Raw genomic sequence first — 15,443 nt, 5'->3', positions numbered from 1 at the left:
CGGTGCGGCGTCCCCCGACCAGGGTGCGATGCACCGGTCCGGTCTGGTTCGGTGCGGCGTCCCCGTCGGCCGGGGTGCGGTCCGCCGCCACCGGGGGCGGGTCCGGTCCCGGTCTCACCCTGTCTGCCGTGCCGCCGCCCGTCCCGCCGCGCGTCCCGAGAAGAGGCAGCCGCCGAGGAAGGTGCCCTCCAGGGCGTTGTAGCCGTGGACGCCGCCGCCGCCGAACCCGGCGACCTCGCCCGCCGCGTACAGGCCCTCGACCGGGCTGCCGTCGGCGCCGAGGGCGCGCGAGTCCAGGTCGGTCTGGATGCCGCCGAGGGTCTTGCGGGTGAGGACGTGCAGCTTGACGGCGATGAGGGGTCCGGCCGCGGGGTCGAGGACGGGGTGGGGGGTGGCGACGCGGCCGAGCCGGTCGCCGATGTAGCGGCGGGCGTTGCGGATGCCCTGCACCTGGGCGTCCTTGGCGTACGGGTTGGCCATCTGGAGGTCGCGGGCACGGATCTGGCGGCGCAGGTCGTCGGCGTCGAGCAGCGCCTCGTCCGTCAGGCCGTTCATCTTCTCGACCAGCCGGTCGAGGGTGTCGGCGACGACGAAGTCCGCGCCATGGTCGAGGAAGGCCTGCACGGGGGCGGGCGCGCCCTTGCCGAGGATGCGGTCGCGCAGGACGGCCCTGCGGTCCTTGGCGGTGATGTCGGGGTTCTGCTCGGAGCCCGACAGCGCGAACTCCTTCTCGACGATCCTCCGGGTGAGGACGAACCAGGAGTGGTCGTACCCGGCGATGTCCTCGGTGGTGCGCAGGTGCCGGAGGGTGCCGAGGGTGTCGTAGCCCGGCAGGCAGGGGTCGGGCAGGCGGCGGCCGAGGGCGTCGAACCACATCGAGGACGGGCCGGGCAGGATGCGGATGCCGTGGCCGGGCCAGACGGGGTCCCAGTTGCGGACGCCCTCCGTGTAGTGCCACATGCGGTCGCGGTTGACGAGCCGGACACCGGCCCGGGCGCTGATGTCGAGCATGCGGCCGTCGACGTAGGCGGGGACGCCGGTGACCATCTCGGCGGGCGGGGTGCCGAGGCGTTCGGGCCAGTGGCGGCGGACCATGTCGTGGTCGGCGCCGATGCCGCCGCTGGTGACGACGACGGCCTGGGCGGTCAGTTCGAAGTCGCCGACGCGTTCGCGGCTGGAGGGGACGCCGCGCGGCGAGTCGTCGGGCGCGAGGACCGTGCCGCGCACGCCCCGCACGGCGCCGCCCGCGCCGTCGACGACCAGCTCGTCGACGCGGTGACGGTGGTGGAAGGTGAGCAGCCCGTCCCGGGCGGCCTGCCGGGCGTACCGTACGAACGGCTCGACGACGCCCGTGCCGGTCCCCCACGCGACGTGGAAGCGGGGCACGGAGTTGCCGTGCCCGTCGGCGCGCAGGTCGCCGCGCTCGGCCCAGCCGACGGTCGGCACGAAGGAGATGCCGTGCCCGGCGAGCCAGGTCCGCTTCTCCCCCGCCGCGAACTCGACGTAGGCGCGCGCCCAGCGCACCGCCCAGGAGTCCTCGTCGTCGGTGCGGTCGAACTGCGCGCTGCCCTGCCAGTCGCTCCAGGCCAGGTCGAAGGAGTCCTTGACGCCGAGGCGCCGCTGCTCGGGCGAGTCGACGAGGAACAGCCCGCCGAAGGACCAGAACGCCTGGCCGCCGAGGTTGGCGGCGTTCTCCTGGTCGACCAGGGCGACCCGCCTGCCCCTGCTGGTGAGTTCGTGCGCCGCGACCAGGCCGGCGAGGCCCGCTCCGACGACGATGACGTCCGCGTCCATGGCGACCGTTGCCTTTCTCATTCGGATCTCGTTCGGGTCTCGTCCGGGGTGCTTCCCGGGGCGGCGCTCCGGGTGGCTCCCGGGGGGCGCTCCGGGTGGCGCTCCCGGTGGATCCCGGGGTGGCGCTCCGGGGCGGTGCCGCCTTCGGTCAGCAGCGCGGTGAGGAGCTGCTTGAGCCAGGCGCGGGCGCCGTCCACGTCCTTGTCGAGCAGCAGTTGGGTGGTGACCCCGTCGTAGGCGGCGACCACCGCGCGGGCGGCGGCGTCGGCGTCGCCGAGGACGGCGGGCGGTGCGCCGGGACCGCTGTCGCGGCCGAGCCGGTCGGCGATGGCACCGCGGAGCGTCGCGCGGTGGTCGAGCAGGGTCCGGGCGACGGCCGGGTCGCGGGCGGCGTGCACGAGGAAGTCCGTCTTCACCAGCAGCCAGTCGTGGTCGAGGAGGAGCACCTCGGTGACGCGGTCCACGGACGCGGGCACGTCGAGGCCGGGTCCGTCCCCGGCGAGCGCGTCGGCGACCTGCCGGGCGATGAGGTCGGCGCGCTGCCGGTAGAGGGCGAAGAAGAGTTCGTCCAGGCTGGCGAAGTTGGAGTAGAAGGCGCCCCGGCTGTAGCCGGCGGCCTCACAGACCTCCTCGATGGAGACCCGCCCGAAGCCCTTGGCGGCGAACACCCCGAAGGCGGCGTCGAGGAGGTCGGCCCGGGTGCGCGCCCGACGCCGGGTGACACGCCTCGCCGTCTGTTCCACCGCCATGTCGGACCTCCGTTCGATACGGGAATGTATCCGATGCGTTCGTGTATCGAAAGGCCCGTGACGACGCCGGGGCCGACGTCGCGGACGGCGCCGGCCGGGGCCACGGCCATGACGACCGCCGTGGCCCTGGCGACGTCGACGGCCAGGGCGGCGGCCGCGGCGGCGCCGGAGCACCCGCGGATCTGCTTTGCTGTCCCCGTCGGAGACGGACCTCACCCCACGGGACGATCATGCGGGCAGACGTACGGCAGGTCGCGGACGGCACCTACCTGGTGCACGGCGGCCACACCAACTGGGTGATCCTCACCGAGGGCGACGCCGTCACCCTGATCGACACCGGCTACCCGGCGGACCGGCAGCGGCTGCTGGACTCCCTGACGGTGGTGGGCAGTTCGCCGCGGGCGGTCACCGCCGTCCTCGTCACCCACGCGCACAACGACCACCTCGGGTCCGCCGAGCACCTGCGCACCGTGTACGGCACGCCCGTTCACCTGCATCCGGCCGAGGTCCCGCACGCCCGGCGGGACTTCCTCCAGCAGGTGAGCGTCGGCACGGTGCTGCGCAACGCCTGGCGGCCCGGCGTCCTGCCGTGGACGGTGCACGTGCTGCGCGCCGGCGGCACCGAACAGCACCCGGTCGCCGCCCCGGAGCCGTTCCCCGCCGCCACCGGCGTCACCGGTGCGCTGGACCTGCCGGGCCGGCCCGTGCCCGTGCACACCCCCGGCCACACGGACGGCCACACCGTCTTCCACCTCCCGCAGGCCGGGATCCTCGTCTCCGGTGACGCGCTGGTCAGCGGGCACGCCACCTCGCGGATCCGGGGGCCGCAGCTGCTGCCCGACATGTTCCACCACGAGCGGGCCCGCGCGCTGGCCTCGCTGGACGTGATCGGGTCCCTGGAGGCCGACACCCTGCTGCCCGGCCACGGGCCGGTGCACCGGGGGTCCGTGCGGGAGGCTGCCCAGCGGGCCCGGGAACACGCCGTCTAAGGTCGGGCCATGGCTTTGCAGATCAGTGCCACCAACCCGGAGCACCCGGCCCTCCTGCTGGAACTGCCCTGGCAGCTCCCGCTGGAGGAGTGGCCCGAGGACGTCCTCGTACCGCTGCCGCGCGGCATCTCCCGGCACGTGGTGCGCTACGCCCGTGCCGGCGACGAGGTGATCGCCGTCAAGGAACTGGCCGAGCGCCCGGCGCTGCGCGAGTACGAGCTGCTGCGCGACCTGGACCGGCTGCGCATCCCGGCCGTCGACCCGCTGGCCGTGGTCACCGGGCGCGTCGACACCGCCGGCGACCCGCTGGAGCCGGTGCTGGTCACCCGGCATCTGGGCGGGTCGATGCCGTACCGGTCGATGTTCGAGACGACCATGCGGCCGGCGACCATGCACCGGCTGATGGACGCGCTGGCGGTGCTGCTGGTGCGGCTGCACCTGGCCGGGTTCGCGTGGGGCGACTGCTCGCTGTCCAACACCCTGTTCCGGCGCGACGCGGGCGCCTACGCCGCGTACCTCGTCGACGCCGAGACCGGTGACCTGCACCCGCAGCTGAGCCCCGGGCAGCGCGACTACGACCTCGACCTGGCCCGCGTGAACATCAGCGGTGAACTGCTCGACCTGGAGGCCTCCGGCGCCCTGCACCCGTCGGTGGACCCGGTCGAGTTCGGCAGGGAGATCTGCTCCCGCTACCAGGGGCTGTGGCAGGAGCTGACCCGCACCTCCGTCTACCCGGCGGGCAAGTACCACTACATCGAGCGCCGCATCCGCCGGCTCCACGAGCTGGGCTTCGACGTGGCGGAGATGCAGATCGAGCACTCCTCCAACGGCGACACGGTCACCTTCGTGCCGAAGGTCGTCGACGCGGGCCACCACCAGCGGCAGTTGCTGCGGCTGACCGGTCTGGACACCGAGGAGAACCAGGCCAGGCGGCTGCTGAACGACCTGGAGAGCTGGATGGCCACCCAGGACGACTACGCCCCGGGCGACCCCCTCGCCGCCCGCCCCGAGGTGCTGGCGCACCGCTGGGTGCGGGACGTGTTCCGGCCCACCGTGCGGGCCGTGCCGGTCGAGCTGCGCGGCTCCATGGACCCGGCGGAGATCTACCACGAGCTCCTCGAGCACCGCTGGTACCTGTCGGAGCGCGCACAGCACGACATCGGCCTCGACACGGCCGTGCAGGACTACATCGCCAGGATCCTGCCCCGCGCGCGGGAGACCCTGGAGCCGACGACGCCTGAGTGAGCCGGGCGCCGGACGAGCCCGGCGCCCGCCCGCGTCACTCGTGCGGGACCACGGCGACCGGGCAGTCCGCGTGGTGCAGCACGCCGTGCGCCACCGAGCCGATCCGGGCGCCGACGGCGGTACGGCGGGCCCGCCGGCCGACCACCACCAGCTGGGCCCGCCCGGACACCGACAGCAGCACCTGGCCGGCGCTGCCGATCTCCACGTGTTCCACCACCGGCACGTCCGGGAAGCGCTCGCGCCACGGGGCGAGGGCGTCGGCCAGCGCCTTCTTCTCGTACGGCTCCAGGCCGCCCGCGTCGTCGAGCAGCTTGAGCGAGGCGGGGCTGTAGGAGAACACCGGGGGCAGGGTCCAGGCCCGCACCGCGCGGACGGAGGCGCCGCGGGCGGCCGCCGTCTCGAAGGCGAACCGCAGCGTGGGCGCGCTGTCCTCGGGCGAGCCGTGCTGGCCGACCACGATCTCGTGCCCGGCCACCTCGGAGCTGGCCTTGTCGCCGGCCCGCACCAGGACGACCGGGCGGCGGGTCTCGGCGATCACCTGCTGGCCGACCGAACCGAGCAGGAAGCCGACGACCGCGCCGTGCCCGCGCGAGCCCAGCACCAGCAGTTCCGCCTCCGCCGCGGCGGCGACCAGCGTGTCCGCCGGCTCGCCCTCCGGGACGTCGCTGGTCACCCGCAGCCCCGGGTGGCGTTCCGAGACCTCGGCGACGGCCTCCCGGACGGCGGCCCGCACCCAGTCCCGCTGGGCCTCCCGGTCCGCGACCTCGGCCGCCGCGTCCGGCTGGTACGTCCAGGCGTGCACCACCCGCAGCGCCAGGTCCCGCCGTACGGCCTCCCTGGCCGCCCAGGCCAGTGCCGCCAGGCTCTCTTCCGTTCCGTCGACCCCTGCCGTGATCGGGCCCGTCATCCCGCCGCCTCCCCGCTTCGTGAAATCGATTCGTCGGGTCCAGTCTTCACCACTAATCTGCCGGTCATGACCTTGGAGTGGGAACAGGTGATCGTCGACGCGGCCGATCCGGCCGCGCTGGGGCGCTGGTGGGCCGAGGCCCTCGGCTGGGTCGTGGTCGACGAGGACCCCGACGGGGTCGAGATCAGGCAGACCCCGGACCGGCTGCCGGGACTGCTGTTCCTGGCGGTGCCCGACGCCAAGACGGTCAAGAACCGGCTGCACCTGGACTTCCGGCCCCAGGACCAGCGCGCGGAGGTCGACCGCCTGCTGTCCCTGGGGGCGCGCCGCGCCGACGTGGGGCAGGGCGAGCAGAGCTGGGTGGTGCTGGAGGATCCCGAGGGCAACGAGTTCTGCGTGCTGAGCGCCCGCAAGGGCTGAGACCCGCCCCGGTTCCGACCGCGCGGGCCCGTCCGTCGTCGGCGGACGGGCCCGCGCCGTGTCTTGCCGCGTCGCGTCGCGTCGCGTCGGCCGGTGGTGCCCCGTCCCGTGCCGGGAGCGCACGGCACCGCCGGCCCCGAGCGCACGCGGGCCGTCGACCATACGATGGGCGGGAACCGGCGCGGGGCCCGCCGTGCCGCGAGTCCTGAACCCCGGGGTGGGAGACGCATGGCACAGGCCGCCGAGACCGCGCGGACCGTCATTCTGACCGTGGACGACGATCCCGGGGTCTCCCGCGCCGTCGCCCGCGACCTGCGGCGCCGCTACGGCGCCGCGTACCGGATCGTGCGCGCCGAGTCCGGCGAGTCCGCGCTGGACGCCCTGCGCGAGCTGAAGCTGCGGGGCGACCCGGTGGCCGTGATCCTCGCGGACTACCGCATGCCGCGGATGAACGGCATCGAGTTCCTCGAACAGGCGCTGGACATCCATCCCGGCGCGCGGCGCGTGCTGCTGACCGCGTACGCCGACACCGGCGCGGCGATCGACGCGATCAACGTGGTCGACCTCGACCACTATCTCCTCAAGCCGTGGGACCCGCCGGAGGAGAAGCTCTACCCGGTCGTGGACGACCTGCTCGCGGTCTGGCGCGCCGGCGACCACCGGCCCGTGCCGGCCACCAAGGTCGTCGGGCACCGCTGGTCGGCGCGCTCCTCCGACGTGCGGGAGTTCCTGGCCCGCAACCAGGTCCCCTACCGCTGGTACTCCTCCGACGAGCCGGAGGGGCGTCGGCTGCTCGCCGCGGCCGGCGCCGACGGCCGGCGGCTGCCGCTGGTGATCACCCCCGACGGCACGCCGCTGACCGAGCCGGACATCCCCGAGCTGGCCGCCCGCGTGGGGCTGGCGACGACGCCGGAGGCCGAGTTCTACGACCTCGTGGTGATCGGCGGCGGCCCGGCCGGGCTCGGCGCGGCCGTCTACGGCGCCTCGGAGGGCCTGCGGACGGTGCTGGTGGAGCGGTCGGCGACCGGCGGGCAGGCCGGGCAGAGCTCCCGCATCGAGAACTACCTCGGCTTCCCCGACGGCGTGTCCGGCGCGCAGCTCACCGACCGGGCCCGCCGTCAGGCCACCCGGTTCGGCGCCGAGGTCCTCACCGCGCGCGAGGTGACGGGACTGGAGGCCAACGGCGCCGCCCGCGTCGTACGGTTCTCCGACGGCTCGGCGATCGCCGCGCACAGCGTGATCCTGGCGACCGGGGTGTCGTACCGGCAGCTCCCGGCGCCGGGCTGCGACGACCTGACCGGCTGCGGGGTGTACTACGGCTCGGCGCTCACCGAGGCGGCCTCCTGCCAGGGGCAGGACGTGTACGTCGTGGGCGGCGCCAACTCGGCGGGCCAGGCGGCGATGCACCTGGCGCGGGGCGCCAAGTCGGTGACGCTGCTGGTGCGCGGCGAGTCCCTGGCGGCGTCGATGTCGTACTACCTGATCCAGCAGATCGAGGAGGCGCCGAACATCTCGGTGCGCACCCGCACCGTCGTGGAGGCCGCGCACGGGGCGGAGCACCTGGAGCAGCTCACGCTGCGGGACGTGGACAGCGGGGCGAGCGAACTCGTCGACGCGCAGTGGATGTTCGTGTTCATCGGCGCGGCCCCGCTGACCGACTGGCTGGACGGCACCGTGCTGCGCGACGAGAGCGGGTTCATCCTGGCCGGGCCGGACCTCACCCCGGACGGGCGGCCGCCGGCGGAGTGGGAGCTGGACCGGCCGCCGTACCACCTGGAGACCAACATCCCCGGCGTGTTCGTGGCGGGCGACGCGCGCGCCGAGTCCGCCAAGCGCGTCGCGTCCGCCGTCGGAGAGGGAGCCATGGCCGTCATGCTCGTCCACCGTTATCTGGAGCAGTCGTGAGCGGGACGCCGATGCCCTGCGACCCGGCCGAGGTCGGCACCCTGTTCCTGTTCGAGAAGCTCTCCCCCGAGCAGCTCGGACGGCTGTGCGCCGAGGGGCGGACGGAGCGGTTCGAGGCCGGTCCGGTCTACACCGAGGGCGACCCGGCGACCTGCTTCTACGTGATGATCGAGGGCACGGTGGTGCTGTACCGCCGGGTCGGGGGCGACGACGTCGAGGTCAGCCGCACCTCGCAGCGCGGGGTGTACGCGGGCGCGATGCAGGCCTACCTCGGGGACCGGGTGCCGCAGGTCTACACCAACTCGATGCGGGTGACCGTGCCGACCCGCTTCTTCGTGCTGCCCGCCCGGTCGTTCTCGGACGTCATGCGGGAGTGGTTCCCGATGGCCGCGCACCTGCTGGAAGGGCTGTTCTTCGGCTCGAAGAACACCCAGCGGGCCGTCGGCCAGCGGGAACGGCTGCTGGCGCTCGGCTCGTTGTCGGCCGGACTCACGCACGAGCTGAACAACCCGGCCGCCGCGGCCGTACGGGCCACGGCGACGCTGCGGGAGCGGGTGGCGAAGATGCGGCACAAGCTCGCCGTGATCTCGCAGGGCGCCTACTCCCCCGAGGTGCTCGCCGCACTGATCGAGATCCAGGAGCGCACCGCCGAACGGGTCGCCAAGGCCCCGGTGCTGAGCCCCCTGGAGGCCTCCGACCGGGAGGACGAGCTGACCGACTGGCTCGACGACCACGGCATCCCGGAGGGCTGGCGGATCGCGCCGACGTTCGTGCAGGCCGGACTCGACGTGGACTGGCTGGAGCAGGTCGCGGCGGCCGTGGCGGCCGACATCCTGCCCAGCGCGGTCGGCTGGCTCAACTACACCGTCGAGACCGAGCTGTTGATGGACGAGATCGACGACTCCACCAGTCGGATCTCGCACCTCGTCGACGCGGCCAAGCAGTACGCGCAGCTCGACCGCGCCCCCTACCGGGTCGTCGACGTCCACGAACTCCTCGACAGCACCCTGCTGATGCTGTCCGGGAAGATCGGGCCGCGCATCGAGGTCGTCAAGGACTACGACCGCACCCTGCCGGCCGTCCCCGCGTACCCGGCGGAGCTGAACCAGGTGTGGACGAACCTCGTCGACAACGCGGTCTTCGCCGTCAACAGCGCCGGTGGGGAAGGCACGTTGACCGTGCGGACCGCGCGTGAGGGCGACCGGCTGCTGGTGGAGTTCGGCGACACCGGGCCCGGCATCCCGGCGGACGTCCGCGGCCGGATCTTCGACCCCTTCTTCACCACCAAACCGGTCGGCGAGGGCACCGGCCTCGGCCTGGACATCTCCTGGCGGATCGTCGTCGACAAGCACCACGGCAGCCTCCAGGTCGAGTCCGCGCCGGGCGACACCCGCTTCCGGGTACTGCTGCCGCTGACCGCGCCGGACACCACGACCGGCGCCGGCGCCGATGCCGACACGGACACCGGTGCCGGTACCGGCACCGGCACCGGCACCGGCACCGGCACCGAAGACATCCCCGACACCGCGTCCGACACCGCCGAGGAGCCCGTATGACCGACGCCCACGCCATCGACCCGAGCGTCCCGCCGAGCGGCACCGGCTGCGTCGAGTGCGACGCGGGCGGCGGCTGGTGGTTCCACCTGCGGCGCTGTGCCCGGTGCGGCCACATCGGCTGCTGCGACTCCTCCCCCGCCCAGCACGCCACCGCGCACTGGAAGGCCACCGGGCATCCCCTGGTGCAGAGCTTCGAGCCGGGCGAGGACTGGTTCTGGGACTACGACGGCGACGAGCTGTACGAGTCCGGACCGGAGCTGGCGCAGCCCTCCTCCCACCCCCTGGACCAGCCCGCGCCCGGCCCGGCGGGACGGGTGCCGGACGACTGGGCGCGGTCGCTGAACCGCTGACGCCCTCCCCTCGGCCACCAGCCACCCGGCCGCCCGGCCCGCGGGGCCCGGCCCGCGGGGCCCGGCCCGCTCCCGGGCGGCGCCGCTCGCCGCGGGCCGGCCCGCCGATCCGTCGGCCCGCGACCCGCCGAGTGATCTCTGCCTCACAGGCAACCCGGCCCGCCGTACACACGTCTTGACCGGCGACGACATGCCGCGTCCGGCGACGCCCGCCCCGGCCGTCCCCTTGGCCGGGGCGATTTCCGGACACACTATACACGCCATGTATACACACAGTGCATACATGGTGGCCGAAAGGAATCGATGTACGGCAAGGCTTTCGCCCCGGAGTACCAGGGCGCCCTCACCACCCTGTCCGTGAACTCGTCCCTGGTCGACGTGCTGACCGCCGGGACCGAGCAGTTGGCGGCGGCGGAGCGGGCCGGCGAGCGGGCCGAGGTGGCGCGCTCCGGGCTCGCGGTCGCCGAGGCGCACCGCAGGCTGGGCCAGGTGCGCGAGGCGGACCGGGCCTGGAAGGCGAGCTACCGCGCGGCCCGGGACGCGGACGACGTGGCGGCGATGGCGTGGGCGCTGTGGAGCGGCGGCACCCTGGCCCGGCAGCGGGGCGCCTTCCCGCTGGCCCGGCGGCTGCTGGCGCTGGCGGCCGACCTCGGGGAGCGCGGCGGGGACGTCGTCGTCCGCGGCTACTCGCTGGCCGGGCTCGCGGAGACCGGCCGCATCCAGGGCGACTACGAGGCCGTCGGCAGGCTGCACGAGCAGCTCCTGGCCGAGGCCCGCCGGCGCGGCGAGGCACGGCACACGGTGTGGGCGCTGGAGGGCATCGCGCAGATGCACCGCAACTCCGGGGACTTCGACACCGCCCACGCGCTGTTCCAGGAGGCGGCCGAGATCTCCGCGCGCGCCGAGGACCGGCGGGGGCACGCCTGGGCACTGCGCGGCCTGGCGGACGTCGTCTCCGTGCGGGACGGCGACACCGAGGGCGCCCTCGCCCTGCTGACCGAGGCGGAGACGGCCTGCCGTGCGATGGACCTCACCGGAGCCCTGGCCTACAACCACAAGATGCGCGGCAACGTCCTGTACCGCGCGGCCCGTTACGCCGAGGCGCGGGACCTCTACGAGCAGGCCCTCGCGGAGTTCGGCGCGATGAGCGAGCCGCGCGGGACGGCCCTCGCCCGGCTCGGACTGGCCAAGTCGCTGGCCCGTCTGGGCCGCGACCGCTCCGAGACGGCCGCGGAACTGGCCTCGCTGGCGGCCGAGCTGGAGCGGATCGGACTGCGGCACGCCCGGCAGATGGTGGCACGGGCCGAGGAGGAACTCGGCCTCGTGACGCCCGCCGCCCGTCCGGGTGGCGCGACGGCGGAGGCCGTACGGTGACGGCGCCCTCCCCCACGGCACTCTCCCCTACGGCCTCCTCCCCGACGGTGATCCCGTCGGCGCCGGCGAAGGGGCCGGCCGCCCCCGCCGTCCTCGACCGCTGCCGCACGCTGGTGCGGCCCGCGCTGGCGGAGGCGGTCGGCCGGCTGCACCCGTGGGTGGGCGAGATGGCCGCGTACTCCTTCGGCTGGTGCGAGGTGGGCGGGGCGCCCACCGCCGCGTCGGGCGGGAAGGGGCTGCGGCAGGCCCTCGCCGTGCTCGGCGCCGAGGCGGCGGGAGCGCCCGCGCGGGCCGGGGTCGCCGCGGCCGTCTCGGTCGAACTCGTGCACGCCTTCTCCCTGTTGCACGACGACATCATGGACGGCGACCCCACGCGAAGGCGCCGCCCCACGGTCTGGAAGGCCTACGGCACGGGACCCGCGGTCCTCGCCGGTGACGCCCTGTTCGCCCTGGCCGTCGAGACCCTCGCCGCGGCCCCCGGCGGCGCCGGCGGCGTACGGCTGCTGTCCGGGGCGCTCGCCGGGCTGGTCCACGGGCAGGCCGACGACCTGCTGTTCGCGGCGCGGCCCTGGTCGGGGCCCGAGCGGGTGCGGCCGGACGCGTACCGGGCGATGGCCGAGGGCAAGACCGGCGCGCTGCTGGGCTGCGCGGCCGCGCTGGGCGCCGTGCTCGGCGGGGCCCCCGAGACGGCCGTCACCGCGCTGGACCGGGCCGGACGGCATCTCGGGATCGCCTTCCAGGTGGTCGACGACCTGCTGGGGATCTGGGGCGATCCGGCCGTGACCGGCAAACCCGTCCACGGCGACCTGCGCGCGGGCAAGAAGACCTTTCCGGTGCTGGCGGCCCTGGAGTCCGGCCGGCCGGCGGCCCGGCGCCTCGCCCGGCTGCTGGAGTCGGGGGGCGACCCCGTCGAGGCGGCGGCGCTGGCCGAGGAGGCCGGGGGCCGGGCCGCGGCACTCGCCGAGGCGCGCCGGCAGGTGTCCGCCGTGGAGTCGGCGCTCGCCGGGGCGCCGTTGCGTGCGGGGGCCGCGGACGACCTGCGGTCGCTGCTGGACTTCCTGGTGCGACGTGACCTGTGACCACCTCCCGGACCCCGGTTGACCCGGTCCGCCGCCGCGGGACAGGGTGCGGGGAGCGCGCGCGGCACAGCGCGCGGGAAAGGTGGTCGTCTTGATCGGCATCACGGACATCGAGGCAGCGGCGGAGCGGATCGCCGGGCACGTCGTCCGCACCCCGACCCTCCCGAGCCCCGGGCTCTCCGGGCTGCTCGGTGTCCCCGTCACCGTCAAGCTGGAGCTGCTCCAGCGCACCGGCTCCTTCAAGGCGCGCGGGGCCACGGCGAAGCTGCTGTCGCTCTCCGGGGCGGAGCGGGCGGCGGGGGTGGTCGCGGTGAGCGGCGGCAACCACGGGATCGCGGTGGCGGTCATGGCCGCCGCCCTCGACGTGAAGGCCACGGTCGTCATGCCGCGTTCGGCGCCCGCCCGGGCCGTCGAGATCGTCGAGGAGGCGGGCGCGTCGGTACGGCTGACGGACGGGATGGGCAGCGCCTTCTCGCTCGTCGACGACCTGCGGGACGAGGGGCTGACCCTGGTCCACCCGTTCGACGACCCGGTGGTGGTCGCCGGTCAGGGCACCGTCGGCCTGGAGCTCGCGCGGGACGCCGACGAGCTGACGGACGTCCTGGTCAGTGTCGGGGGCGGCGGGCTGATCTCCGGTGTCGCGGCGGCCCTGCGGGCGCTGCGGCCGGGGGTGCGGATGTGGGGGGTGGAGACCGAGGGCGCGGAGGCGATGGCCGAGGCGCTGAAGGCCGGCGGCCCGGTGCCGGTGGAGGTGTCCTCCATCTCCACCACGCTGAGCGCGCCGGCCGTCGCGCCGCTGACGTACGAGCACGTCTCGGCGCTGGTCGGCGAGGTGCTCGTGGTGCCGGACCGGGAGGCCGTACGGGGCTGTCTGGAGCTGGCCGAGCACGCGAAGGTGTGGACCGAGCCGGCCGCCGGATGCCTGCTGCCGGCCGCCCGGCGGGTCGTGGAGCGGGTGGGCCCCGACGCCCGGCTGGGGCTGGTGGTCTGCGGGGGCAACGCGTCGGCCGCGGACATGGCGTCCTGGGCCGGGCGTTTCGGCCTGGTCTGAGGCCGGGAGACGTCCGCGGCGGCCGCCGCCCGGGAATGCGCCGGGGGCGCCGCGGCGTTTCCGCCCGCCACTCGACGGCCGCCGCCGACGGCGTCCGTGTGCGCCGTTTTTGAATGAAAGACAGAAATCCCGCCGGGTCGCGCCCCCCTTGAACGCGCACCCTCCCGGCCGCCGTACCACTGGGAAAGGTGAGCAGCCGAGGTTCAGCGAGGGATGACATGGTCGAGGCGCACGTCCCCACGCACGAGTCGGTCGCCGGTCGGTACCGGCTCCTCGACGTCGTCCACAGTGAGACGAACCGCGTCAGCTGGTACGGCGAGTACGCCGACGAGCCGGCCGGCTCCCGGCCGTGTCTGGTCACCCGGACCGGACTGCCCGAGGGCCTCGCCGAGGAGGACGCGCGCCGGGCCGCCGAGCGCGTGCTGCGGATGTCCGAGACGATGGCCCGGGTGTGCCCCGGCCGGGTCGCCACCGTCCTCGACGCCCTCGTGGAGGCGGGCTCCCTGTGGATCGTGACCGAGTGGATCGACGGCCTCCCCCTCGGGCAGCTGATCGAGCAGCGGCGTGTGCTGCGGCCCGCCCGTGCCGCCCGGATCGGGCTGGAGCTGCTCGACGTGCTGGAGGCGGCCCACGGCGAGGGCATCACCCACGGCGAACTGAGCCCCGGTCAGGTGTTCGTGCGGACGCGCGGTCCGGTCGTCGTCACCGGCTTCGGCCTCGCGGGCGCGACCCTCGCCCCCCGGCTCGCGGCCCCGGCGTACGCCTCCCCCGAGCAGGCGCGCGACGAACGGATCGGGCCGGCCGCCGACCTGTGGGCGGTGGGCGCGATCCTCTACACGGTCGTCGAGGGCCGGCCGCCCTACCGGGACCGGGACCGGCCGGAGGCCACGCTGAAGGGCGTGGACCGGCTGCCGCTGCGCACGCCCCTGCGGTCCGGTGCGCTCGGACCCGCCGTCCAGGGCCTGCTGCGCAAGGACTCGCGGGAGCGGATGACCCGGTCGACGGCGCGCCGGAACCTCGTCCGCGCCCTGGACGAGGACACGCACGCCGTGCCCGCGCCCCGGCGGCGGCGGACGTCCGCCGTCGCGCGGGTCGCCGGTCCGCACCGGGCCGGGCGGACGGTGGTGGCGGGGACCGCGCTGGCCGTGGTCACGGTGGCGGTCGCCGCGCTGGCCGCGACGGGCGGGCTGCCCGGTGCCGAGCGGACGGCGGCGGACGGCGCGCAGGACCGCCCGGCCGCGACCGGCACCCCGGGCGGCGAGGACGGCGCCGACAGAGTCACCGGCGTGCCGTCGCCGGGTGCCGGCACGCCGTCGTCCGCCCCGCCCCCCGCGGCCTCCCCGGACGCGAGCCCCTCCCCGGCCCCGACCCCGGGCTCGACGGTCGCCTCCCCGTCGGCCGGCGCGGGGGCCCCGCCGGCCGGCTTCCGGGTCCGGCGGGCGCCCGAGGGCTTCTCCGTCGCCCTCCCCGAGGGCTGGACCCGGCTGGGCACCGCGCGCTCCGGGGACCTCGCCTACCGGGTCACCTTCGGCGCCGAGGGCGACCCGCGCACCCTCGCGGTCACCTACAGCGAGCGGGTCGGCCCGGACCCGGTGGCCGTGTGGCGCGAGGACGTGGAGCCGGGGCTGCGCGGGAGGGACGGGTTCGAGCGCATCGGGGCGATCGAGGCGACGACGTACCAGGGGTACGAGGCGGCCGACATGGAATGGCTCGCCGACGTCGACGGCACCCGGGTACGCACCTTCGGCCGCGGTTTCCTGCTCGGCGGGAACCGCGGCTTCTCCCTGCGCTGGACGACCCCCGCCGCCGACTGGGACACCACCGCCAACCGGCGGGCCCTGGACGCCTTCCTCACGACCTTCCGGCCCGCCCCGGCCTGACACGGACGAGAGGCCGCCTAGGGCGTGTTTCGAAAGTAGCGTCGTCTGTCCGAAGGGCAGGCCCGGCGGCGTCTGGTGCGTGCGATCGCAAGGCGGAGGGTCGCCCCGATACTGGTTGTATCGGGGTGATCCCGACAACGCGGC

The 15,443-nt window shown here is 75.1% G+C and carries 12 protein-coding genes and 1 pseudogene; 10 read left to right on the top strand and 3 right to left on the bottom strand.

The window, feature by feature from the left end:
* Positions 1-114 precede the first annotated feature (114 nt).
* Both ACF09K_RS33320 and ACF09K_RS33315 read right to left on the bottom strand, forming a co-directional pair.
* Positions 115-1,794, bottom strand: a complete 1,680-nt coding sequence (locus tag ACF09K_RS33320) for an FAD-binding dehydrogenase (RefSeq protein ID WP_392249108.1) — start codon at positions 1,792-1,794, stop codon at positions 115-117.
* 125 nt (positions 1,795-1,919) lie between these two features.
* A pseudogene (locus ACF09K_RS33315) lies at positions 1,920-2,543 on the bottom strand (TetR/AcrR family transcriptional regulator); the annotation flags it as partial.
* 230 nt (positions 2,544-2,773) lie between these two features.
* On the opposite strand from ACF09K_RS33315, the gene ACF09K_RS33310 reads away from it, so the two are divergent.
* Positions 2,774-3,532 carry an MBL fold metallo-hydrolase gene (locus ACF09K_RS33310; protein WP_392249077.1) on the top strand — a complete coding sequence of 253 codons (759 nt, stop codon included), beginning with the start codon at positions 2,774-2,776 and terminating at the stop codon, positions 3,530-3,532.
* Between the two features lie 9 nt (positions 3,533-3,541).
* Positions 3,542-4,777, top strand: coding sequence for a DUF4032 domain-containing protein (locus tag ACF09K_RS33305; protein WP_392249076.1), 1,236 nt, complete (start codon positions 3,542-3,544; stop codon positions 4,775-4,777).
* A gap of 34 nt (positions 4,778-4,811) precedes the next feature.
* Here ACF09K_RS33305 and ACF09K_RS33300 read toward each other — a convergent pair whose 3' ends face one another.
* Positions 4,812-5,684, bottom strand: a complete 873-nt coding sequence (locus ACF09K_RS33300) for a universal stress protein (RefSeq protein ID WP_392249075.1) — start codon at positions 5,682-5,684, stop codon at positions 4,812-4,814.
* Between the two features lie 66 nt (positions 5,685-5,750).
* Between ACF09K_RS33300 and ACF09K_RS33295 the strand changes: the two genes are divergently transcribed.
* From ACF09K_RS33295 to ACF09K_RS33260, 8 genes are all read left to right on the top strand, one after another.
* Positions 5,751-6,104, top strand: coding sequence for a VOC family protein (locus ACF09K_RS33295; RefSeq protein WP_392249074.1), 354 nt, complete (start codon positions 5,751-5,753; stop codon positions 6,102-6,104).
* Between the two features lie 228 nt (positions 6,105-6,332).
* Entirely contained in the window at positions 6,333-8,009 is a 1,677-nt protein-coding gene (locus tag ACF09K_RS33290; protein WP_392249073.1) for an FAD-dependent oxidoreductase, read from the top strand.
* 11 nt (positions 8,010-8,020) lie between these two features.
* Positions 8,021-9,565 carry an ATP-binding protein gene (locus ACF09K_RS33285; protein WP_392249107.1) on the top strand — a complete coding sequence of 515 codons (1,545 nt, stop codon included), beginning with the start codon at positions 8,021-8,023 and terminating at the stop codon, positions 9,563-9,565.
* Positions 9,562-9,915: a UBP-type zinc finger domain-containing protein gene (locus ACF09K_RS33280; protein WP_392249072.1), complete on the top strand. Its 354-nt coding sequence runs from the start codon at positions 9,562-9,564 to the stop codon at positions 9,913-9,915. Before ACF09K_RS33285 ends, ACF09K_RS33280 begins: the two co-directional genes overlap by 4 nt.
* A 303-nt stretch (positions 9,916-10,218) precedes the next feature.
* Entirely contained in the window at positions 10,219-11,289 is a 1,071-nt protein-coding gene (locus ACF09K_RS33275; RefSeq protein WP_392249071.1) for a tetratricopeptide repeat protein, read from the top strand.
* Positions 11,286-12,368 (top strand): polyprenyl synthetase family protein, encoded by a 1,083-nt coding sequence (locus ACF09K_RS33270; protein WP_392249070.1) that lies wholly within the window; start codon positions 11,286-11,288, stop codon positions 12,366-12,368. Before ACF09K_RS33275 ends, ACF09K_RS33270 begins: the two co-directional genes overlap by 4 nt.
* A gap of 91 nt (positions 12,369-12,459) precedes the next feature.
* The gene (locus ACF09K_RS33265; RefSeq protein WP_392249069.1) at positions 12,460-13,419 is read left to right on the top strand and encodes a threonine/serine dehydratase; all 960 of its coding nucleotides are present in this window, start codon (positions 12,460-12,462) and stop codon (positions 13,417-13,419) included.
* 218 nt (positions 13,420-13,637) lie between these two features.
* Positions 13,638-15,299, top strand: coding sequence for a protein kinase (locus ACF09K_RS33260; protein ID WP_392249068.1), 1,662 nt, complete (start codon positions 13,638-13,640; stop codon positions 15,297-15,299).
* Positions 15,300-15,443 lie beyond the last annotated feature (144 nt).

Source organism: Streptomyces sp. NPDC014882 (assembly GCF_043081325.1).
In the GTDB taxonomy this organism is placed as follows: domain Bacteria; phylum Actinomycetota; class Actinomycetes; order Streptomycetales; family Streptomycetaceae; genus Streptomyces.
Note: the sequence above shows the minus strand (reverse complement) of the source record. Positions and strands in the feature narration are given on the sequence as shown.

Coding starts and splice junctions, on each gene's coding strand:
- ACF09K_RS33280 (WP_392249072.1), top strand. CDS start 9,562: ATGACCGACGCCCACGCCATCGACCCGAGCGTCCCGCCGAGCGGCACC.
- ACF09K_RS33295 (WP_392249074.1), top strand. CDS start 5,751: ATGACCTTGGAGTGGGAACAGGTGATCGTCGACGCGGCCGATCCGGCC.
- ACF09K_RS33300 (WP_392249075.1), bottom strand. CDS start 5,684: ATGACGGGCCCGATCACGGCAGGGGTCGACGGAACGGAAGAGAGCCTG.
- ACF09K_RS33260 (WP_392249068.1), top strand. CDS start 13,638: ATGGTCGAGGCGCACGTCCCCACGCACGAGTCGGTCGCCGGTCGGTAC.
- ACF09K_RS33290 (WP_392249073.1), top strand. CDS start 6,333: ATGGCACAGGCCGCCGAGACCGCGCGGACCGTCATTCTGACCGTGGAC.
- ACF09K_RS33275 (WP_392249071.1), top strand. CDS start 10,219: ATGTACGGCAAGGCTTTCGCCCCGGAGTACCAGGGCGCCCTCACCACC.
- ACF09K_RS33285 (WP_392249107.1), top strand. CDS start 8,021: ATGCCCTGCGACCCGGCCGAGGTCGGCACCCTGTTCCTGTTCGAGAAG.
- ACF09K_RS33320 (WP_392249108.1), bottom strand. CDS start 1,794: ATGGACGCGGACGTCATCGTCGTCGGAGCGGGCCTCGCCGGCCTGGTC.
- ACF09K_RS33305 (WP_392249076.1), top strand. CDS start 3,542: ATGGCTTTGCAGATCAGTGCCACCAACCCGGAGCACCCGGCCCTCCTG.
- ACF09K_RS33310 (WP_392249077.1), top strand. CDS start 2,774: ATGCGGGCAGACGTACGGCAGGTCGCGGACGGCACCTACCTGGTGCAC.